The 20,700-nt window shown below is 51.7% G+C and carries 13 protein-coding genes; 7 read left to right on the top strand and 6 right to left on the bottom strand.

Features of this window, described 5'->3' with window-relative positions:
- Positions 1-8: 8 nt before the first annotated feature.
- The 3 genes from ICL55_RS03565 to ICL55_RS03555 form a co-directional block, all read right to left on the bottom strand.
- Positions 9-3,665, bottom strand: a complete 3,657-nt coding sequence (locus ICL55_RS03565) for a SusC/RagA family TonB-linked outer membrane protein (RefSeq protein ID WP_188094660.1) — start codon at positions 3,663-3,665, stop codon at positions 9-11.
- A 93-nt stretch (positions 3,666-3,758) separates the two neighbouring features.
- Complete coding sequence (locus ICL55_RS03560; RefSeq protein ID WP_188094659.1) at positions 3,759-4,868, bottom strand: FecR family protein; 1,110 nt, start codon at positions 4,866-4,868, stop codon at positions 3,759-3,761.
- Positions 4,869-4,918: 50 nt separating this feature from the next.
- Positions 4,919-5,470: an RNA polymerase sigma-70 factor gene (locus ICL55_RS03555; RefSeq protein ID WP_188094658.1), complete on the bottom strand. Its 552-nt coding sequence runs from the start codon at positions 5,468-5,470 to the stop codon at positions 4,919-4,921.
- 306 nt (positions 5,471-5,776) lie between these two features.
- Between ICL55_RS03555 and ICL55_RS03550 the strand changes: the two genes are divergently transcribed.
- The 3 genes from ICL55_RS03550 (at position 5,777) to ICL55_RS03540 (ending at position 8,546) form a co-directional block, all read left to right on the top strand.
- On the top strand, positions 5,777-6,613 hold the full coding sequence (locus ICL55_RS03550) for a hypothetical protein (protein ID WP_223151294.1): 837 nt from the start codon (positions 5,777-5,779) through the stop codon (positions 6,611-6,613).
- Between the two features lie 167 nt (positions 6,614-6,780).
- Entirely contained in the window at positions 6,781-7,647 is an 867-nt protein-coding gene (locus tag ICL55_RS03545; RefSeq protein WP_188094656.1) for a hypothetical protein, read from the top strand.
- Between the two features lie 44 nt (positions 7,648-7,691).
- A complete protein-coding gene (locus ICL55_RS03540) occupies positions 7,692-8,546 on the top strand; it encodes a hypothetical protein (protein ID WP_188094655.1) in 855 nt (284 codons plus the stop codon).
- A gap of 15 nt (positions 8,547-8,561) precedes the next feature.
- Here the strand turns inward: ICL55_RS03540 and ICL55_RS03535 are convergent, their stop codons facing one another.
- The 3 genes from ICL55_RS03535 to ICL55_RS03525 all read right to left on the bottom strand — a co-directional run bounded on the left by ICL55_RS03535 (position 8,562) and on the right by ICL55_RS03525 (position 10,962).
- Complete coding sequence (locus tag ICL55_RS03535) at positions 8,562-9,080, bottom strand: hypothetical protein (RefSeq protein ID WP_188094654.1); 519 nt, start codon at positions 9,078-9,080, stop codon at positions 8,562-8,564.
- A gap of 235 nt (positions 9,081-9,315) precedes the next feature.
- Positions 9,316-10,047, bottom strand: a complete 732-nt coding sequence (locus tag ICL55_RS03530) for a hypothetical protein (protein ID WP_188094653.1) — start codon at positions 10,045-10,047, stop codon at positions 9,316-9,318.
- Between the two features lie 66 nt (positions 10,048-10,113).
- Positions 10,114-10,962, bottom strand: coding sequence for a bifunctional metallophosphatase/5'-nucleotidase (locus ICL55_RS03525; protein ID WP_188094652.1), 849 nt, complete (start codon positions 10,960-10,962; stop codon positions 10,114-10,116).
- Between the two features lie 138 nt (positions 10,963-11,100).
- Here ICL55_RS03525 and ICL55_RS03520 point away from each other — a divergent pair, with 138 nt between their 5' ends.
- The 4 genes from ICL55_RS03520 to ICL55_RS03505 all read left to right on the top strand — a co-directional run bounded on the left by ICL55_RS03520 (position 11,101) and on the right by ICL55_RS03505 (position 20,502).
- A complete protein-coding gene (locus tag ICL55_RS03520; protein ID WP_188094651.1) occupies positions 11,101-12,213 on the top strand; it encodes a phage tail protein in 1,113 nt (370 codons plus the stop codon).
- Between the two features lie 25 nt (positions 12,214-12,238).
- Positions 12,239-12,784, top strand: coding sequence for a phage tail protein (locus ICL55_RS03515; RefSeq protein ID WP_188094650.1), 546 nt, complete (start codon positions 12,239-12,241; stop codon positions 12,782-12,784).
- Between the two features lie 115 nt (positions 12,785-12,899).
- On the top strand, positions 12,900-19,589 hold the full coding sequence (locus tag ICL55_RS03510) for an MBG domain-containing protein (RefSeq protein ID WP_188094649.1): 6,690 nt from the start codon (positions 12,900-12,902) through the stop codon (positions 19,587-19,589).
- A complete protein-coding gene (locus ICL55_RS03505; RefSeq protein ID WP_188094648.1) occupies positions 19,579-20,502 on the top strand; it encodes a PorP/SprF family type IX secretion system membrane protein in 924 nt (307 codons plus the stop codon). The genes ICL55_RS03510 and ICL55_RS03505 overlap by 11 nt, the downstream gene beginning before the upstream one ends.
- The last annotated feature ends 198 nt before the right edge of the window (positions 20,503-20,700 follow it).

Here is a 20,700-nt window from a genome sequence, read left to right as displayed (position 1 = left end):
GGTTTGAATTAAAAAGATGCATTGATGCCCAGCGTGTATTGCCGGCTCAATGGCAGTGCGGTGGTGCCAACACCATCAATCTCCGGGTCCTGCCCCTGTAGTTTGCTGTTAGCGATGGTGAACACATTATTAATGGATGCGCTCAGCGCCAGGTTTTTAATACCCGTCCGGGCCAGGCGGTTGGCAGGAACACCATATCCGAGGCGGAGAGCATTGCAGCGTACGTAGTTGTTGTTGACCGTCCTCAGGTCAGACATCCGGTAGGCCGTATACGGATCTACCTTCAGGTCCTGGGTATTTCCCACGGCCAACGGATATCGGTAGGGAATTGCTATCAGCGATTCATTTCCGAGGTCTCTCAACACCGGGAAGTCCGTGTATTTCTCGTCGCCTGGTTTACGCCAGCGGGAGATATAATCCCGGGAGATGTTTGCATTAGGCGCCGGAACACCATTGGCGGTCATCTCCGAGCTGCTGCGGAACGGGTCGTTCATTCTTTTGCTGCTGCCCAGGCTCACATAAAACAAAGCCGACAGGGAAAATGACTTATATCGGAACACAGGCTGAATCGATCCTGTAATGACCGGGAAAAGCTGCCCTGAGTATACCAACAGGTCGTCCGGATTGCTGGACGGTATTTTAGTGTTCAGTTTACCAAACGTAGGAACGCCGGTAGCCGGATTCAGGCCGGTATACTGATAAGAATAAAAGCTGCTGATGGGTTTTCCGACCAGGCGTCCGCTGCCTGTCAGGTAGGCAAAGAAATTATCCTGAAAAGCGGCGTCGGCCACCCGGTTTTTAACCTTGCCGGTAGTCACCGTAAAGGAAAGCTGTGTGTTTTTCCGGCTGATGGCGTTGATATCGACCATCGCGTCCCATCCGCTGTTGTACAACGTACTGCCATTGCGGTACATGGTGTTCATCCCGTATTCATAAGGGATGGGAATATTATCGAGTACGTCCACGGATTTTTTGGAATAGAATTCCAGGTTCACGCGCAGGCGGTTATTAAACATGGCGAAGTTGGTACCGATGTTCCATTGGTAGGTTTTCTCCCATCTTAAATCCGGATACGGCATGGATTTGATCCTCAGCACCGGCAGGCCCGTTAAACCATCCGGCTTGTCGGGGTTCGCATAGGTAGCGATCAGGTTAGGCCCTACCGCTGTTACCACGTTGCCCTGCGTGCCGTAAGAAGCCCGTACCTGCCAGTCGGTCAGCAGCGTGGTAGCGGGAAACCAACTTTCCATGGCTGCGTTCCAGCGTCCGGAGACACTATAGTTCGGTAAAAACCGGGCATTGGAGAACTGCCCAAAACGGTTGGAGCCATCTGATCTGACGGTGGCGCTGAATATGTACCGGTTCATCAGGCTATAGGCAGCAGTACCATAATAGGACACTGAATTATCCAGCGCGCTGGTGATCACGTTCCGGGAATATTCCGTGCGGCTGGCGGGTGCGGGAGCAAAAGTTTTTCCGCGGTCCGGAAAATACCCTGGCTCCGTAGATATGTTGGCGTTAGACTTAGCACTGCGGATTTCGTTACCCAGGCTGACGTTGAACTGGTCACGTTCCTTAAAAAACCCTTTCGTATAGTCCAGGCTGTTTCTCAGCCCCCAGGTCAGCGCCTGCTGGCTCTGCATATAAGCCATGCCGCCGTATGGCAGATAGCTGTAATCTTTCTGCATAGGGGTAGGCAGATCACCGTAAGACCATCCGCGCATATTGGAAATATAGAACGTTTGCTCATCCGCGGCCGCAAAGCCGTTTGCCGCATCGGTAATGATATTGGAGGAATTGCGGAAAACCAGCCCTCTCGCGATCTTATAATCCATGTTCAGGTTCAGGCTCGTGGAAGACTGGGTAGAGGTATTTTCGGAACGGGCGATCTCATCGAGGATATTCATGCGCAGCGGAATTCCATAAAACTTGAGCGGAACATTGTCTACCGTCTGCGTCGTCGCTTTCATCGGATAAAAGTCGTCCGGGCTGAAGACGCGGCTGGTCTGTAAGGCATAACTCAGCGGATTGACACCCTGGAAATAGCCGGTAGCTTTGCGGTAGCTGCTCTGCAGCGTAACGTCCAGGGAGAACCTGCGCGTTACCTGCGAACGCAGGTTGAAACTTCCTGAGTAGACTTTGTTGCCATCCTCTTTGGCAGCGCCATTGTTACCGGAGTAAGACGCTGAGGCATAATATACTGTCTTGGCCGTACCTCCGCTCAGGCTGAGGGAGTGTTGCATACTCAGCTGATTGCGGAACAGCACCTTAAACCAGTCCGTGTTGCGGGTTTCAATAATGGCTACTTTTTCTTTGAATTGTGCTTCGGTGATATGCCTGGCGTACAACGCACGGAGTAACCCTTCATAGGTCAGCTCCTCTTCCATGCCCGCGTTTCGTTCATTATACACCACATGATCTTCCTGCATCTGTTTGGAAAAGGTTACCCGCTCCTGCGAGTTCATCAGGTTCAGGTCACTATAGGAAGGCCTTGCCCGAAAAGAAAAGTTGGAATTATAAGACAGCTGCATCGGGCCTTCCTTTCCTCTTTTGGTGGTCACCACGATGACGCCATTAGCGGCGCGTGTACCGTAGATGGCGGTAGCAGCGGCGTCTTTCAGGAAAGTGATGCTTTCAATATCGTAAGGGTTAAGGCCGCTGATAGCGTTCCCCATCAACTCAAAATTGGCGGAGCTGCCCGGCGTCACCAGGTTATTGAGCACCGCATTGGAGACATCGACCGGGTCGGGGCGTATCATACCGTCTATTACCCACAGCGGCTGCGTATTGCCCATGAGGGTGGAAGTACCACGGATACGCATATTCGGTTTGGCGTTCACGCTCCCGGAGTTATTGATCACCATCATCCCTGGCACTTTACCCTGTAACATTTTGTCTACCGTAGGCTGACCAGGCTCGATGATATCTGCTGCTTTCAGTTTATAATAGGAACCGGTAGATAACCGGGGATCAATTTTCTGGTAACCATTCACTACTACTTCCTGGATATCGCGGGCGATGGTATCCATTTTAAAGCTCATGATATCTGTTTCCTTAGGGTTGGCACGGTACATCAGCGGCTTCATACCCAACAGGGACATACTGATTTGTTCGTTGGGTTTGGCCACGATCATAAACAGTCCATCTGCCCTTGTCACCGTCATCTCCTTTGATTCCAGCCCTTTAATACTAACGCCGCCAAGCGGCTCCCCCTTTGGGTCTGTTACCTGGCCGCGTACAACTACGCCGGTCACTTTCAGGTCTGCCGGCGCTACGTTGACCGTTTTATCTTCATAAATGGTGACACCGCCCATATCCACGCTGTAATGCAGGCCGGTATTTTTCAGGAGCTGCTTCAGCAGGGCCTCCAGGCTACCTTGTTCTATGTTGACGGTTACCGCCGGCTGGCGGCTGATCAGTTCACTGTTGTAGGTAAAACGTAAGTCCAGTTTTTTCCGGAGCTCTTTCAGTACTTTGCCTAGTGGCGCATTGGTAGCCTTGTAGGATACTTTACGGGAAAGAACGCCCCGGGCTGCTGCCTCCTCTTCCTGGGCTGTGGCCGCGAGCGCAGCCATCAGCAGGAAAAACGACAGCAAAACACTTACCTTCCGGACATAGCGTAGTAAGGCCCCTCGCAGGAAGGGCAGGCCCTGCAATTTTTTCATGTTGGTCTGATATTAAAGTTTTAAGGGAGCAACCCGCTGGTCGCTGAAATACCTGTTGTCAATCGCCGGTATGACGGCCGTTTAGTTCTTTTACTATTGTTTTTTTACATGTACCGTACGGCCGTCCACTTCAAAACGGACCGTCTGCATACTTTTGGTGATTTGGTTGAGTACATCCTGCAATGCCGCAGGGCGGCGTATATCTATTGTAAAACTCATCTGCTTAAGGTCGGTATCGTCAAATATAAAGTGGTAGTCGTAGCTGCGTGCCAGGCTGGCGGTAATATCCTGTAAGGGCGCGTCCTCGAAGAACAGGTCCCCGTCTTTCCAGGCAGTGTACAAGTGTGCTTCCACCGGTTGTTTGCGCAGGGAGCCGGTTGTATTGTTTAATATGGCTTGTTCATCCGGCAGCAGCGTTACCTGCTCCTGCCCTGCTGTTACCAGCAGTTTGCCGGTAGCGAGCGTAGTGGTTTGCTCCTGCCCATAGGCGTTGACGTTAAACCCGGTGCCGAGGACTTTCATGGTTGATTTGCCGGCGTGAACGATAAACGGTTGTGATGCCTGTTGTGCCACTTCAAAGAAAGCCTCCCCCTGTACCGTCACTTCCCGGGAGGCGCCATGGAAGGCAGCCGGGAATATCAGGCGGGAAGCGGCGTTCAGCCATACCTGTGTGCCATCTGCCAGCCGGAGCGAGAACTGTCTGCCTCTGGGCACATCCAGTGTATCCATGGCCGTTACCTGATCCTGACCGCCGCCGGCTGCATACTCGAGATGGTCTGTATTGGCTTTTATACGGGCTATCGGGTTGTTTTGTATCAGTTGAGTGTCCTGTCCCAGCGTGACCGTACGGCCGCCGGACAGGCGGAGCATCACCTTTTCTACCGGTTGGGCGTTCGCTATCTGCGCAACAGGCGTGGCCCGGAAGGTCCACCAGGTGGCGCCTGCAGCCAGTACTACCGCAGCGGCCACGGCTGTCCTCACCAATACGCGTATACGTCCTTTCCGTTGGTCTCTTGCTTCGGTGAACTGCTGCCAGCCTTCGTCGGCCGAAAAACTACCGGCCTTCAACCGTGCCTGCATCTCTCTGGCTGCGGCCAGCGCTTTCAGCTCCGCTTCGGTCATGCCGGAAGGCAGTTGCCCGTCCTCCAACCGCTGCATCAGCTTTTCCCAGTCTATATCGTGCTCGTTATTATCTAAATTCATATCTGATTATCATTAAGGCAATCGATGTTTAAAAAAGGGTGAAGGCATTTTCACCAGCGGGATAAAAAAAATAAAAAAGATATCATCCGCGCCATCCAGCCGCATTCCTTTCTTAAAAACTGCAATGCCAGTTTGATCTGTGTTTTCACCGTGTTGATCGAAATATCGAGGGCCGCTGCGATGTCTTTGTATTTAAGGCCATCACGGTTGCTCATCAGGAATATGCGTTGCCGTTGTTCCGGCAAACGGGAAACCGCCGCCCACAGTGCCCTGTTGCGTTGTTCCTCCTCTTCTTCGTCTTCCAGTGGGAAAAAGCGGGTCAGCTCCTCGATGACATGAATTTCTTCCAGCTGCGTTTTGCCGGACTTCCGGAGATAATTCAGCGAAGCATTTTTAACCGCACGGGCGGCATAACTTTTAAAGTCATGTGTAATCCGGATGAGATGGCGTTTATGCCAGCAATACAGGAAGAAGTCCTGTACCACGTCTCTGGCCGCATCCTCGTCTTCCACGATGTAATAGGCTACCGTACATAAAAATGTATAGTGCTGCCTGAACTGCTCCTCAAAGGAAACAGCTTCTCCTGATTCTGGTCGATGCATAAGCCACCTTGCGCGTTCATTGTTAGCCGTACAAAGTAAAAAATAATCCGGATTTATTTCCATCATCTCCTTTTAGCTGCGATTCACATATAATCTGACGACAATCCTGTTATTATGGTTCTGGTATATGGTAATATACACAGGCACACATCTTCCGAAAAAGGGTGAAGGGAAAACACACTTTTTTTATTTCCGGGAAGATTTATTTACATATAAAATAAAATAAACTAATTTACACTCAATGTCATATACTTAAACCATATAATAATTAATCAATTATCCCCTATGAAGAAAACATGGCTTTGCATGGCAACATTGGCATTCATGGCTGCCAGCTGCAGCAGCAGCAAGTCCGACGACGCGGTTACGCCCGAAATACCGAAGACCGGCGAATGGTATCTGTCTGAAATTATCCGTAGAGATGTGGACAATACCGGTACGGTCTCTTCCTACGAAGACAGCACTGTCATCACCTACAATCCTGACAAAACATTTAACTCACGGGAAGAATTCAAAGGCGCAGTACCATCTTACTATGGCCTTTACAAAGTGGTGTATGATCAACAAAACATCACCAAACTAACTTTGCAAAGCAGTAAAACCGCTGCCGCGCAGCTGATAACAGAAGCCCGTAACACCAATAATCAGCTGGTCCGTTACTTTGAGCCAGGATATGCCAATAGCCGGTATGACTCCCTGGTGTATGAAAACAACAAGATTGTGAGAGTAGTGTACACGCATGAGGACAAGCGGAATAATGCAAAATGGGAATATACGTGGCAGAACGACAATCTGGTGGAGGAGAGAATGTACCAGGCCAATCCAACAACCCTGGTACTTGAACTGACACACATCACCAAACACACCTACAGCGATGTTCCCAATGTGTCCAGGCCCATGGCCGGCTATCACCTGTTAAGACAGTCGGACCCCAACGTGCAGCAGCTGTCTGCCAACGAAGTAAACAGCACCACCCTCGCTAAGGCAGATGGGATTGTTTACGCAGAATACAGCTACAGACGTTCGCTGAACGACAAAAAGCTGCCGGACACCGATACCTGCTGGTACAGGAATATTGCCAATAACACACCCCGTCAGCCTATCACTGTCTCTCATTACAAATACATTGACCTGGCTAAATAAATAATTACAACAGCAAAACGCCCTGCTATATTCCCGGGGCGTTTTGCCCGTATAGCCGTCCTGTTTACCCCCAATTTAACCGGATCCATTGGCCATCAAAAAAGTTAACCTACCTTGCGCCCGATATTGCCTGTCTGTACTAGATAAGAACCCACAATGATCCCCTTATGAAGCGAGTTTGGTTTTATATGACGGTTTACGCTGTCATCGCCGGTAGCTGTGGCAGCAAAAAGTCCGACGATATTACGCCCGTGTTTCCGCCATCGCCGGAATGGCGCCTGTCCGAAACGGTGATCCGTTATGCGTACGGGAACAATCCGCTGATAAAACCCGGCGTTACTGACAGTATCATCACCACTTATAATCCGGACAAGACGTTCCATACCCAGGAGCAATTCAGAGGTCCCCGCGCCAATTCCGGGGCCACCTATTACCTGTACACCGCTTTGTACGATCAACAGCAGGTGGCCAAAATAACTTACCAGCATAGTAAAACGGGCACCCCGGAAATTGTCAATGAAACACGGTATGTCAATCATCAGCTGGTCCGCTTTTTCAAGCCAGGCCTTGAAACAACCCGCTATGATTCTGTAGTGTACGAGAACAATAAAATCGTGAAAGTGATACATATCGATGACCCGGTTTCTATGAGCAGGAAGTGGGAATATGCCTGGGAGCACGATAACCTGAAGGAAGTGAAGTATTACGTCTATGCGCCGAACGAAGGCTGGAAAGATATATCTGTTACCAGATATGACTATACCGACATTGCCAATATGCTCAAGAGTGCTGCCCCCTGTTTTTTGCTGTGGGGAGGCGCACCGGATGCCAGCACGTTCTCGGCCAATGCCCTCCGTAGCACCACAACTTTTGCAACAGACGGCAAAATTTTATATACATACACCCTGAGCTATACCCTTGACGAGAACAACCTGCCCGCCACAGACAGCCTCTGGTATACCGATGCAGTAGCCGGTACCCGTCAGCTGTACAGTGTATCCCGCTCAAAATATATTGACCTGAATAAAAAATAACGGAAACCAATTTACATACATCAAAAAAAAGACTCATTACCTGCATGAAAAAAGTGTGGCTTGGTATGACAGCGCTGGCACTCATGGCTGCCAGCTGCAGCAGCAACAAATCAGACGACATCGTTACACCCGAAGTGCCTAAAACACCAGACTGGCGCGTTACGGGAATCATCGGTGTCCATCTTGACAACAACGGAGAACCCGCTAAAATCAAAGACAGCACCGTGTTCGCTTACAATCCTGATAAGACGTTCAATTTCCGGGAGACATTCCAGAGCGAAACCATGGACTTCTATTTCAAATACACCGCGGGATATGATAAGAACAACATCGTTAGTCTGACCCGGCAATTCGGCCTGACAGGCACTCCCAAAGTAATTACGGAAACCCGGCTTCTCAACAATCAGATAGTACGATACTATGAACCGGGATATGCCAACACACGGTATGATTCGCTGGTATACGAAAACAACAGGATTGTAAAAGTTGTTTTCAAACACGAGGATATACGGGCGCACAAAATCTGGGAATACACCTGGCAGGGAGATAATGTGGTGGAAGAAAAGGCGTACATGACCAACCAAAGCACCCTTGCGATGGAACTTGTCAGTATCTATAAACATACTTACAGTGATGTGCCGAATATCTTTAAATCCATGACAGCTTTGCATCTGCTACGGGAGTATATCCCCAACGTCCAGCAACTTTCTGCCAATATGCTCCAAACCACCACGGTAACAGATGGCGCCGGTAAGCTGCAATATCAAATCATTCGCAGCCGTTCGATGAATGATAAAAACCTGCCGGCCACTGATACCGCCCGGCAGCAGGACTTCGGCGCCTTCCCTGGCACCAGTACCTATGTTTCGCATTACAAATACATTGACCTGAACAAATAAAAAAAGGCGCACTTCCTAGTGCGCCTTTTTAAATCGTTCTTCCTGTATCGCTATCGCTTTGGTCAGCGTCTTCGTTTTTATATCGAGGTAACCGTTCCTCCCCTGCTTAAAATCAGCTTCCGGCACGGTCTGGAATTTAATCGTCACCTGACTGTCCGTATAGCCGTACTGTCTACCCAGGTGGGAAGAATCGGCCAGCTTCAGGGCGTAGTGGTCTTCCAGATAATCTTTTATCTCCTGCTGCGCCGAATAACTCAATATCCGGAAAGCATATCCCGCCACTTTATCATTATAGGCCAGCAGCTCTATATGTGGGGGCGCATAGCGGTCAAATAACAAGGCTCCTTTACTATCTATGCCATAGGAGATCATATTGGTGAGGTCATACATCTTCCCTTCCCGCACACCGGCGATGCCCTGCAGTACTTTCGCGGGCGCTTCATCAAATAATAGTTTTGCCAGGTTCACTTTTTGCTGTGCAAAGACGGTAAGGGAAAACAGCCACATCAGGGTGGTTAACAGCAACTGTTTCATGGTATCGTTTATAGGGATAAATATACGGATTTTTGTGCCCATCCCTGTTGACGATCATCATTAATTTTATTATAAATATCCGTTAAAATAAATGCGGCCTGCTTTCCCCGACCACTACCTCATGCAGCCCTGGAATGATGCTTCCATGAAAGATTATAGCACACAATAAAATTGTCAGGCATACACGGATGGTTAACAATTCATTAAGTGCGGGGGCCGTCTTCCGGTTGCTTTGTCACGTATTGCCGAAGATGACCGTCGCTTTGTGTAACGCCGGGCTATAGAAAAGGCTGATGCTATCCGGCGCAGTGTGCTGAAATTCACTGCCGTCGATGGTACCGATGTATTCAAAGGAAGGATCAATGGGCGCATCATCCGGAAACGCCTCCGGCGCGAGTGTGGTAAATATGCCGGCAGGCCGCTCCTGGTGCAGTTCTGCCAGATAATCCGATACAACATCTTTCTTTAGGTCTGCCGGTGTTAAGGCGCGTAGCCGTTCCAGGCGGCGGATATCATTTACCTGTAAACCAGGGCGGTTAAAATCACCTTCATACAACTGACCATACTGCTCAAAATACCCTTTCTTCAACTGGTACATGGCTTCATTCATGTTGTATTCAATTTGCTGATCGGGGAAATCGCTCGCGTATTGCTCTTCCGGAATAACGCTATAGTTTTCAAAATAACGCCAGTCGGCCTCAAAACGGTACTTACCACTTATCACATCAAAACCAATGATATCCGGTTGGGTGAACGGAGTGTGATATTGTTCTTTGGACTCGCCCACCCTGCCGTCGTAAAATGCTTTAACAGAGACGATGTGCAGCCATTCATCGCGATCAGGATATATCGCGCGGAGGTTGATGGAAACAAGTGGCAGGAAGTGTTGCTGATGTAAGTGAACATCAGTATCGAAAACATCTTCATAAGCGGGGAACAGTCTGGCAAACTTCTGAAATGCGTACATGGGCTAAAATCAATAATACGCTGGCAAATGTAATCATTTGCGGCACACGATTGATCTCCGTCTAGCTCAGGCCATGATACAACCAGGCTCGATACCTGATCTCCTGCGGGTTTCATCGAACAGCATTTTCATGGAGCCGATCATCGATCCGTTGGCGCCGGATTGACTGAGGTATACTTCATGCTGGTTGGCGTTGTGCAACACCATAGTGGTGCGAATGATTTTCTGTTGATGCCCGCCAACCACCCAATCGATGTGGGTAGAGCCGGCGGCTACATCGCGGTTGTCTGCCACGCCTTCCGGTTGTTGGAAACCCAGATGTGAGAGGCATACTACGATGTGGCAACCGTGTTCTTCCTTCAGGCGAACAGCCATATCGTTGGCCGCCTGTACCGGCGGCAGGAATGTGACGCCGCTATCAGCCGGTAATGCCGGGCCTACGCCGGTAATACCTACTTTTAACGATCCCGCATATACGATTTTATAAGGCAGCACCTGACGGGCCAATGTTTTATCCGTAAATTGGTAGTTACAGTTGACCAATGCGAATTGCATATGAGGTATCAGGGCAGCCAGGGCAGCCTGTCCACCTGCCAGTTCACGATTACCGATAGTAGCCGCGTGATAGCCGGCGCGGTTCATGGCGTCGATGGTTTCCCTATGTACATTACCGTTAGCCGTCCCGTGAAGGAAGTCGCCCGCGTCCAGCAATATGCCCTGATCGCCGGATGGGCGCAGGCGAGGTACCTGTCCGTGCATATCATTGGTATGCCATATCTGAAGCGCACGGTTATTACCGGGAAGGTAAGTAGCGTTGCCGGTGGTGGCAGCCAGTGATCTGAATGGTTGTTGCAGCAACAGCAAGCCTGTAGCGAGAGAGGTATTGCGCAGAAAAGCGCGGCGATCTTTATTCATATGTTATAGGGAACGGAAGAATGGGCGTAAAGATATACATTTTACGAAATAATTTATTGTACAGGAAAAATTATATGATATTTTTGCGGCGGTTCAGACGCGACCAAACGTATCCCTTTATCTAAATCACACAACCACATGGACGAGGCGTTTCTCGGGGAGATATTCCTTATAGCCCTTAACTATGCCCCTATCGGATTTGAGCTTTGCAACGGTCAGGAGCTCCCCATCAGCGGCAATGAAGCATTATTCTCACTACTCGGCAACACCTACGGTGGAGATGGTATTTCTACTTTCAGGCTGCCGGACTTACAAGGCCGGATACCTTTATGTACCAACAACAGCTATCCCTTAGGAGAAGCCAAAGGCACTGCCGATAAGCCATTGACAGCCGCCCATATCAGCGGTCATACCCACAGCATCGCTCCGGGCGCGCAGATACAGATGAAAACCGGCACTACTGCTGACGCATCATCTCCTGCCAATGCTTATCCCGCGCCTGTCACCGGTAAGCCGCGTTTCAGCTACCAGGCCGACGACAAGATGATGGCATTGAATGTAACGGAAATGACTACCCCACAGGGAGCTGCATTTACCACCGACCTCAATGCCACTGCCAACCAGCGGGTTAATAATATGATGCCGGGCCTCTGCATGAATTATGTCATTGCCACACAAGGGATATATCCCAGTGGAGGCACTAAGACAAGCCAGCAAATGGGCGATATCATCATGGCTGCGTTCCAGGCCCCACCCAGAGGTTATGCTTTATGTAACGGAGCAGCGATGTCCATTGCGCAAAACCAGGCACTTTTTGCCGTGTTAGGGGACCTGTACAAACCTTATACCACCACCGCGTTCTACCTGCCTAACCTGCAGGGGAAAGTGCCCATCGGCCCCCGTCAGGGTCCGGGCCTGAGTTTGTACAATCAGGGAGTCGAAGGTGGCATCATCAATGAAACCCTTACTGCCAGCCAGCTGCCACCGCATACACATAATGTGAAAAGCAACAGTCTTAGCCTGCCGGCCGGCGACAATAACAATACACATAATCCGGTGGGAGCATTCTCCGGCACCTCCACAACCGGCAACCTGTACAGCCTTACTGCCGGTCCGGGAGTGAGCGCCAGTCTGCCTGCAACACTGACCGTCAATAATGGTACAACTCCCCCCGCTCTTGACAATATGCAGCCTTATCTGAGTGTTCAGTTTTTTATTGCCATCACCGGATTGTTTCCTCCACGGAGCTAGTATTCACCCTACAACAGTACTATTTATGCCTTATATCGGAGAATTAAGAATATTTGCAGGTTCATTTGCCCCCTATGGCTGGGCCTTCTGTGACGGACAGCTATTGAGTATCGCACAACACTCGACGCTGTTTACGCTCCTTGGCACTACCTATGGCGGCAACGGGCAAACAACTTTCGCGCTGCCGGACCTTCGCGGCAGAGTGCCCGTGCACGCAGGGATACAGGCCGGCATCCAATATATACCGGGGATGGTCATGGGCCGTGAAAATGAGTTCATCACCGCCAACCAATTACCATCTCATACCCATGTGATATCAGGTAACGTTTACCAACCCGTGTTAGGTGAAAATCCCGGTCAACTGACATCCCCTGATAACGCCAACATGGCCATCACCAATGGTCAACAGGCGTACAGCACTGCTAAACATGCCACTAATCGCATGGCGCCACTGAAAGTATCCATACAGTTACAAAACACAGGAAGCGGGCAGCCCCTGAACAACATGCAACCTTATCTTCCGATCAATTTTGTCATCTGTTTAACGGGAGACTTTCCACCGCACCCCTAAGCCAACCAGCCACCACACAACGATATATCTCTTATACCTAAGACTTCCCTCTATGAAGTTAATTTTACGCAGGACGGTAATTTTTATATTATTACTAACCGGATTAGCCCCTATTGTGCAAGCACAGAGTATTGGCGCCGGCGATCTGTTGTTTACCGGTGTTAACACCTTCGACGATGATGTCGACGGCAACACACAAGACGATGCTTTTTCATTTGTGATGCTGCGCGACTGTCCGGCCAACACCACTATTTTCTTTACGGACCTTGGATGGACAGGCAGCAGCTTTCAGTCGCTCTCCTGTGGCGCCGGCGGTTCCCTGACAGACGGCATGATCGCCTGGAACTCGGGCGGTGCTGTTATCAAAGCCGGGCAGGCAGTAGTGGTCCGCTGCAAATACAAGCTGACAGCCACTATCGGCTCGGTGAGCGGTATCGCGGCCACCAGAGCGTCTGCCAATGGCGAATATATCAGTCTTGGACTGGCCGGCGATCAACTGTTTGCTTTCACCGGCGCCCCCTCCTTTCCCACCATCATAGCAGGGCTTAATGTCAACCGGTCCACGTGGGACGCCTCGCTGGACCCCTGCGAGTTCACCTCCTCTAAATCCTTGCTGCCAGGTAGTTTGACTACAGCGCAGGTCCCCAACATCACTGCCGTGAACGGCCGCTACAACTGTAACATAGCAGCCGCCGCCTCATTGGCAGCACTTCAGTCACTGATACTGAATAGCGCCAACTGGACAATGGACAATACCATGGCCGCACCTGTGCCGACAGCGCTCGACCTGATAAAGACACCGCCCTGTAACCTGGCCGTTGTAAAAGCCGGGTTTGCCGGTATTTTGTTTGTCAACAACCAGTCAGCCACCCCCGGAGACGGCAGCAGCTGGGGCTCTCCCCTTCCGGAGTTGCGCGATGCACTGGCAGCAGCCACCATTCCTGCCAACGGCATCCGGCAGATATGGGTGGCCAAAGGCACTTATAAACCCAGTACCACAGATCCCAATCAATCATTTGTACTGCTTCCCAATATACCTGTGTACGGCGGATTTGCCGGCACAGAAGGTGCGCCCGGCGCCCGCAATATTGCCGCCAACCCGGTAATCCTCAGTGGAGACATTGACAACGATGATGTGCTCACCAACGGTATCGCCCTCACTTCTTCCAATATTAGCGGCAACAACAGTTACCATGTGGTGACCAGCAACGGCGGCAATGTCACCCTCGATGGTGTGACCGTCACCGGCGGAAAAACCATCGCCTCTCTTGGCAACCCCAATGGGGCTGGCTTCTTCACCAACGCAGCAGGTAATGTAACGATCAGGAATACACGTTTTTATGGTAACAAGGCCGCCGGTGCCGGCGCTGCAACATGGTTCGGCCCATCAGCAAATGCTACGGTCTCCAACAGTAGTTTTTACGGCAATGAGGCGCTGGCAAACCAGGGGATTGTCACGATCTCGTTAAACAATACCCTGACGCTCACCAATGTCACGGTTGCCGGTAATCTGCTGGGCGGTGGCATCAGGCTAAACCCCGGCAGCCGGCTCTATGCCTACAACAGTATCCTGACCTCCAACACCAGCGGAGATGTACTGTTGATGGGAGGCCTCGACAACTATTACTACACAGTTGTCGGTAGTTTGTACTATAACAACAACGCCCCTACGCAGGCTTTTTCCGATGTAGGTTTCACGAATCTGGCCACCGGAGATCTTACCCTGAAGGTGACCAGTCCTGCTATCAACCGCGGCGACCCGCAGACTAACGACATCGGCTATCCGCTACAGGTAGACTTCTTAGATCTCGCCGGACAGATCCGCATCAAAAATACCGCCATCGACCTGGGCGCTTATGAATATCAGCCACAGACCCAAAACCTGATGTTCTATCCGATGATGTCGGTTACCTATGGTGACAACGACGTTACACCGAATACCACCACCACCGGCGACGGTATCATCACCTATACTTCCGACAACGCCGCCGTAGCCACTATCGTGGCCGGCAAGATCAGGATCAGAGGCGCGGGCTCTGCGAGGATCACTGCCTCTGCCTCCGCTACCAATGGCTATGAGGCCAACAGTATCAGTCAAACGTTTGTGGTGAATAAAAAAGTAATCACCCTGACGGCAGATGCTAAAACACGTGCCTACGGCACCCCTAACCCGACGTTTACCGGTACCTACAGTGGTTTTGTTTATAACGAAGACGCCTCGGTCATCCGTGGCACGCCGGGGTATATGACCATTGCCGACATCAACAGCCCAGCGGGCACCTACAGCATCAATCCTATGGTAGTCACGCTCCTCAGCGCTGACAACTACAGCTTTGCAGGTGCTCCCGGCAGACTGACGATCACACCAATTGCACAGACCATCAATTTCACCCTTCCTGCTGAAGTGCCTTATGGCACTCCGGTAACGCTGCCCAAACAGACAGACGGCGGCCTTGATATCGTATACGTCGTTTCCGGTCCGGCTACGGTAAGCGGCAACGTGCTTACGCTCACCGGCCTGGGCCCCGTAACGGTAAAGGCCGATCAGTTCGGCGATGTTAATCATTCACCGGCTACACAAGTGACGCAGACATTCACCGTCACCAAAGCGACCCTGACGGTGACAGCGAATGATAAAACCCGGAGCTACCAACAAGCTAATCCGGCGCCTGATTACACCATCACCGGATTTGTGAACGGTGAAAATACGACTGTCGTCAGTGGAACACCTAACGTCTCTATCGGTGCTGATATCAACAGCGACGCAGGCACCTACCCTATCACGATCACGAAGGGCAGCCTGAACGCCACCAACTATGATTTCAGTTTTGTTGCCGGCACACTCACCATCAACAAACTGCCGCAAACCATTACCTTCCCGGCGCTGACCAATAAAACCTACGGCGACGGGCCTATTACGCTCAACGCTACCAGCGATGCAGGTCTCCCGATAAGTTACGCCGCTACCGGTCCGGCTTCCATCAGCGGTAACGTGCTCACCATCACCGGCGCAGGCAATATAACGGTAACGGCTACACAGACAGGAGATATCAACTACGATGCGGCGAACGCTGTTCCGAATATCTTCTCCGTGAGCAGAGCTCCCTTGCAACTGAAGGCTGACAATAAATCAAGGGCATATGGCCAGAACAACCCTGCCCTGACCTACACCTATAGTGGTTTTGTAAATGGTGATGATATAACAGCGTTAACGGGTACCGCCAGCCTGTCTACTATTGCGGACATTAACAGCTTGCCGGGCAACTACCCCATCACGTTTAGCGCTGTCACCAGTTCAGCTAATTACCTCATCGTACCGGCAGGCGGCCAGCTGACCATCATGGTGGCGCAACAGGCCATCTCGTTCCCGGCTATCAGCGACAAAACATACGGCGACGCAGCCTTTACGCTCGCCGCCACCAGCAGCAGCGGCCTCCCGGTAACTTATTCCCTCAGTGGCCCCGTTACACTCAGCGGTAGTATCCTGAGCATCAACGGTGTGGGCCCCGTGACCATCACCGCCAGCCAGACAGGCAACGGCAATTATGATCCGGCACAACAGGTGACACAAACTTTCCGGATCAACAAAGCCATGCTGACGATTACCGCCAACAATAAAACGAGGGCATACCAACAGACGAATCCTGTACTGGATTATAGCGCCAGCGGCTTTAAGAATGGCGATAATGACGCCATGTACAACGGCGCGCCGATCATCACGACGACTGCCACGGCGTCCAGCGATGCAGGGACCTACCCCATCGCCATCACCCAGGGCAGCCTGACCGCCCTTAACTATGATTTTAGCTTTGTGGATGGCACACTCACCATCACTAAGGCATCCCAAAGCATTACCTTCCCGGTACCTGCCAATAAAACCTACGGTGATGCGCCCATCACTTTGAATGCGACCAGCAGTGCAGGTCTTCCGGTAAGTTATACCGTGAACGGACCCGCCAGCATCAATGGCAATGTGCTCCGCATCAACGGCGCCGGTACAGTGACCGTAACAGCAGATCAGGCAGGAGACATGAATTACAATGCCGCATCTGCTGTTAATCAAAGCTTCCAGGTAGCCAAGGCCTATCTGACCATCAAAGCTGACAACAAAACAAGGGAATACTACCAGCACAATCCGCCGCTGACCTATAGCTATAGCGGCTTTGTAAATGGAGACGATGCGTCCGTGGTCGCAGGCACGATCAATGCCAGCACATCGGCTGATCTCTTCAGTCTGCCTGGTGATTACCCCATCCTGCTCTCCATGGGCGTGTCTACGTTAAACTATGTTATACTGCCGGCAAACGGTACGTTGACCATCACCACCGCGCAGCAGTCCATCACCTTCCCGGCTATCAGCGACAAAACCTACGGCGATGCGGCCTTTACGCTCAATGCCGCCGCCAGCAGCAATCTGCCGGTGACTTATTCCGTTGTTAGCGGACCGGCTACCATCAGCGGCAACACCGTTACCCTTACCGGTGCCGGCACGGTGACCATCGCGGCAGACCAGGCAGGCAACAGTAACTATCAACCTGCGGCGCAGGCTACGCAGACCTTCCAGGTCAACAAAGCCATGCTGACGGTTACCGCCAGCAGCAAAACGAGAGCATACAAACAGGCTAACCCTGCGCTTGACTACACCATTACCGGTTATGTGGGCGCAGACAATAACAGCGTCGTAAACGGCCAGGCAGCGATCAGCACCACGGCAGACATCAGCAGTCCTGCCGGCGCTTATCCTATCAGTGTCAGCCCGGGCAGCCTTAGTGCCGCCAACTATGACTTCCGGTTTACCACCGGTACGCTGACCGTCACTCCTGCCGGCCAGCAGCTTACTTTTGCCGCTATCGCCAATAAACAATACGGTGATGCCGCATTTGCGCTCAATGCCACTTCTGATGCCGGTTTACCAGCCACCTTCGCTGTCACCGGCGGACCGGCTACCGTGAATGGCCATACGTTGACGATCACCGGTGTCGGTACTGTAACGGTAACGGCTACCCAAACCGGCGATGCTAACTATTACGCCGCTACGCCGGTAAGCCAAAGTTTCACGATCACCAGGGCGCCATTACTGGTAAAAGCAGATGACAAACAACGCGCCTTTGGCCTTGCCAATCCCGCGCTGACATATACCATCACTGGTTTTGTGTACAATGATAACAGCAACGTTATCAGCGGCGCACCGGTATTGAACACCGCTGCCAATGTTACCAGTGCGGCCGGTGCTTATCCCATACAGGTGACCGCCGGCAGCTTAAGTGCCGCCAACTATACCTTTACGCTGGCAGATGGCACGCTGACCGTAGGACCGGCAGACCAGTCCATCTCCTTCCCGGCCATCAGCGACAGGACCTATGGCGAGGCCGCCTTCACGCTGAACGCCACCGCCAGCAGCGCATTGCCGGTAAGTTATACCGTTGTCAGCGGACCCGCCACCATCAACGGCAATACCGTGACCATCGTGGGCGCCGGTACCGTGACCATCGCGGCCAACCAGGCAGGCAACAACGAGTTCAAACCGGCGCCGCAGGCCACCCGGACTTTCAATGTGGCCAAAGCCACGCTGACCGTTACTGCGAAGAACGATACCCGTACCTATAACGGCGCCGCCTATACCGGCGGTAACGGTGTAGACTACACGGGATTTGTCAACGGCGACAACACCGGCAGCTTAACCGGCACCGTGACCTATAGCGGCACTGCGCAAGGGGCTACAGATGCCGGTTCCTATGTGATCACGCCGGCAGGACTTAACAGCAACGATTATACGTTGACTTACGTGAACGGCAGCCTTACCATCACACGCGCCACACAGCAGATCACGTTCACCGCGCCGGCCAACAAAAACCAGGGCGACGCTCCGTTCACCCTCAGCGCCACCGCCAGCTCCGGTTTACCAGTCAGCTTCAGCAGCAACAATACGCCCGTGATGACCATTACCGGCAACATGGCTACTGTAGGCAATGCAGGTACGGTTATCATCACCGCCACACAGGCCGGCAACAACAACTACGAACCGGCTACCGCTGTATCACAGACCATCGTCGTCACCGCCTACCAACCGCCGGTAATCACCGCCCAGGGCAACACTGTCTTCTGTCAGGGCGGCAGCGTCACCTTACAGTCCTCCGTAGCACCGGTATACGAATGGTACCGCAACAATACCCTGATCACCGGGGCCGACAGTCGCACCCTCACCGTTACCGACGGTGGCAGCTATACCGTAAAAGCCATCTATCCTGATCATACCGGTCTGTCATCCGCCGCTACGACCGTCACCGTGAACCCATTACCTGCCGGCGACGTACAGGTAAACGGCAACACTACCATCAGCAGAGGAGAGCGCGTTACACTCGTCGCTTCCGGCGGCACCAGCTACAGCTGGGAACCGGCAACAGGACTGAGCGACGCCACCGCAGCGGCGCCATTAGCACGGCCGGCCGTCACCACTACCTACAGGGTGATCATCACCAACGCGGCAGGCTGTAGCATCAGCAAAGATGTTACCATCAACGTAAAAGAAGACTACAAACTGGAACCCAATAATATCCTCACACCCAACGGCGACGGCATCAACGATGTATGGGTCGTGAAGAACATCGACATGTACCCGCAGAACGAAGTGAAGATCTTTGACCGCACCGGTCGACTGATTTATCGTCAGCGTGGCTATACGAACAACTGGAACGGTACCATCAACGGGCAGCGCCTGGCCGAAGGGACCTACTACTATATCATCGATCTGGGCGAGAACAAACCATTATTTAAAGGATTCATCACCATCATACATGAGAACTAAACCGTTAACCAAATATATACTGCTGCTGAGCGCATGGGCGCTCGGCAGCCATACCGCCGGAGCACAGACAGCCGGCAACCCGTCGCAGCTGTACGAACCACTGGCAGCCCAGTATTTTCTGAACCCCTACCTCGCCAATCCGGCCATGGCAGGGATTGATACCGGCCTGCATGTATACCTCGCCTACCAGCGCCCCTGGTCAGATATGCCCGGTGCACCCGAAGCGAAATCGCTAACGGCAGATTATAAACTGTTTCATCGTGTCGGCATCGGCATGAATATTTTTAACGACAAAGCCGGTCTGCTCAATAATACCAAGGTCGCTTTTTCCTACGCCTACCACCTGCCACTCCGTGCCGACGAACAAAGTATGCTTCACTTCGGCCTGTCCGGCGCTTTCATCGCCCGGCGGCTGGATACCAAAGCGGTCAATGGTGATATGAACGACCCTAACATCAATGCGTTTAATCGCCGCGACAACTACTTTGAAGCAGACTTCGGGATGGCTTTTACACATAAAGGCCTTTCCCTGCAAGGTGCATTGCCGAATCTGGTCAGCCTCGTAAAAGACAAGTCTTCCGATTTCGGCATCAACCGCAACCTGTTTTTCGCCGCCGCCTCCTACCGCTTTCCCATCAACGATCAGCTGACGTCCATAGAGCCGAAAGTATGCCTGCGTGGAATGAAAGGGTATGACCACATCATCGATGCCGGCGCCAATTTTGTTTTTCTGGAAAACCTGCTAAACGTATTCGGCATGTACCACTCCAGCAGAAGCTTCAGCACCGGAGCCGGTATCAATTACAAGTCCATCGCCGGCTTTCAGTTGACATATCACTCTCAGACCGCAGGACTGGCCAATTATACCAATGGCACGTTTGAGCTGGACCTGGTGGTCCATTTGTTTAAATAATTACAATTACACCTATTCCCAGGGCTCACGCCCTGGGGCTACGATGTTAAATTCTTTCAAATCAGGGGCGCTTTCGTTTATGCTGACAAACCTACATCCCTTTTCCCTGCCTGTTCATGCATTTGAGAGATTAGCCCATCTTTTCATCGGTATTTTATATATTCGCTACAATCATTTAATATTCATGTTACAGCCCGG

This window comes from Chitinophaga varians (assembly GCF_014529945.1).
GTDB classification, from domain to species: domain Bacteria; phylum Bacteroidota; class Bacteroidia; order Chitinophagales; family Chitinophagaceae; genus Chitinophaga; species Chitinophaga varians.
This window is presented reverse-complemented; position numbering and strand designations above follow the sequence as displayed.

Excerpts from the sequence above, each read along its gene's own strand:
- ICL55_RS03565 (WP_188094660.1), bottom strand. The coding sequence starts at position 3,665 with ATGAAAAAATTGCAGGGCCTGCCCTTCCTGCGAGGGGCCTTACTACGC.
- ICL55_RS03505 (WP_188094648.1), top strand. The coding sequence starts at position 19,579 with ATGAGAACTAAACCGTTAACCAAATATATACTGCTGCTGAGCGCATGG.
- ICL55_RS03515 (WP_188094650.1), top strand. The coding sequence starts at position 12,239 with ATGCCTTATATCGGAGAATTAAGAATATTTGCAGGTTCATTTGCCCCC.
- ICL55_RS03535 (WP_188094654.1), bottom strand. The coding sequence starts at position 9,080 with ATGAAACAGTTGCTGTTAACCACCCTGATGTGGCTGTTTTCCCTTACC.
- ICL55_RS03550 (WP_223151294.1), top strand. The coding sequence starts at position 5,777 with ATGGCAACATTGGCATTCATGGCTGCCAGCTGCAGCAGCAGCAAGTCC.
- ICL55_RS03545 (WP_188094656.1), top strand. The coding sequence starts at position 6,781 with ATGAAGCGAGTTTGGTTTTATATGACGGTTTACGCTGTCATCGCCGGT.
- ICL55_RS03555 (WP_188094658.1), bottom strand. The coding sequence starts at position 5,470 with ATGCATCGACCAGAATCAGGAGAAGCTGTTTCCTTTGAGGAGCAGTTC.
- ICL55_RS03540 (WP_188094655.1), top strand. The coding sequence starts at position 7,692 with ATGAAAAAAGTGTGGCTTGGTATGACAGCGCTGGCACTCATGGCTGCC.
- ICL55_RS03520 (WP_188094651.1), top strand. The coding sequence starts at position 11,101 with ATGGACGAGGCGTTTCTCGGGGAGATATTCCTTATAGCCCTTAACTAT.
- ICL55_RS03525 (WP_188094652.1), bottom strand. The coding sequence starts at position 10,962 with ATGAATAAAGATCGCCGCGCTTTTCTGCGCAATACCTCTCTCGCTACA.
- ICL55_RS03560 (WP_188094659.1), bottom strand. The coding sequence starts at position 4,868 with ATGAATTTAGATAATAACGAGCACGATATAGACTGGGAAAAGCTGATG.
- ICL55_RS03530 (WP_188094653.1), bottom strand. The coding sequence starts at position 10,047 with ATGTACGCATTTCAGAAGTTTGCCAGACTGTTCCCCGCTTATGAAGAT.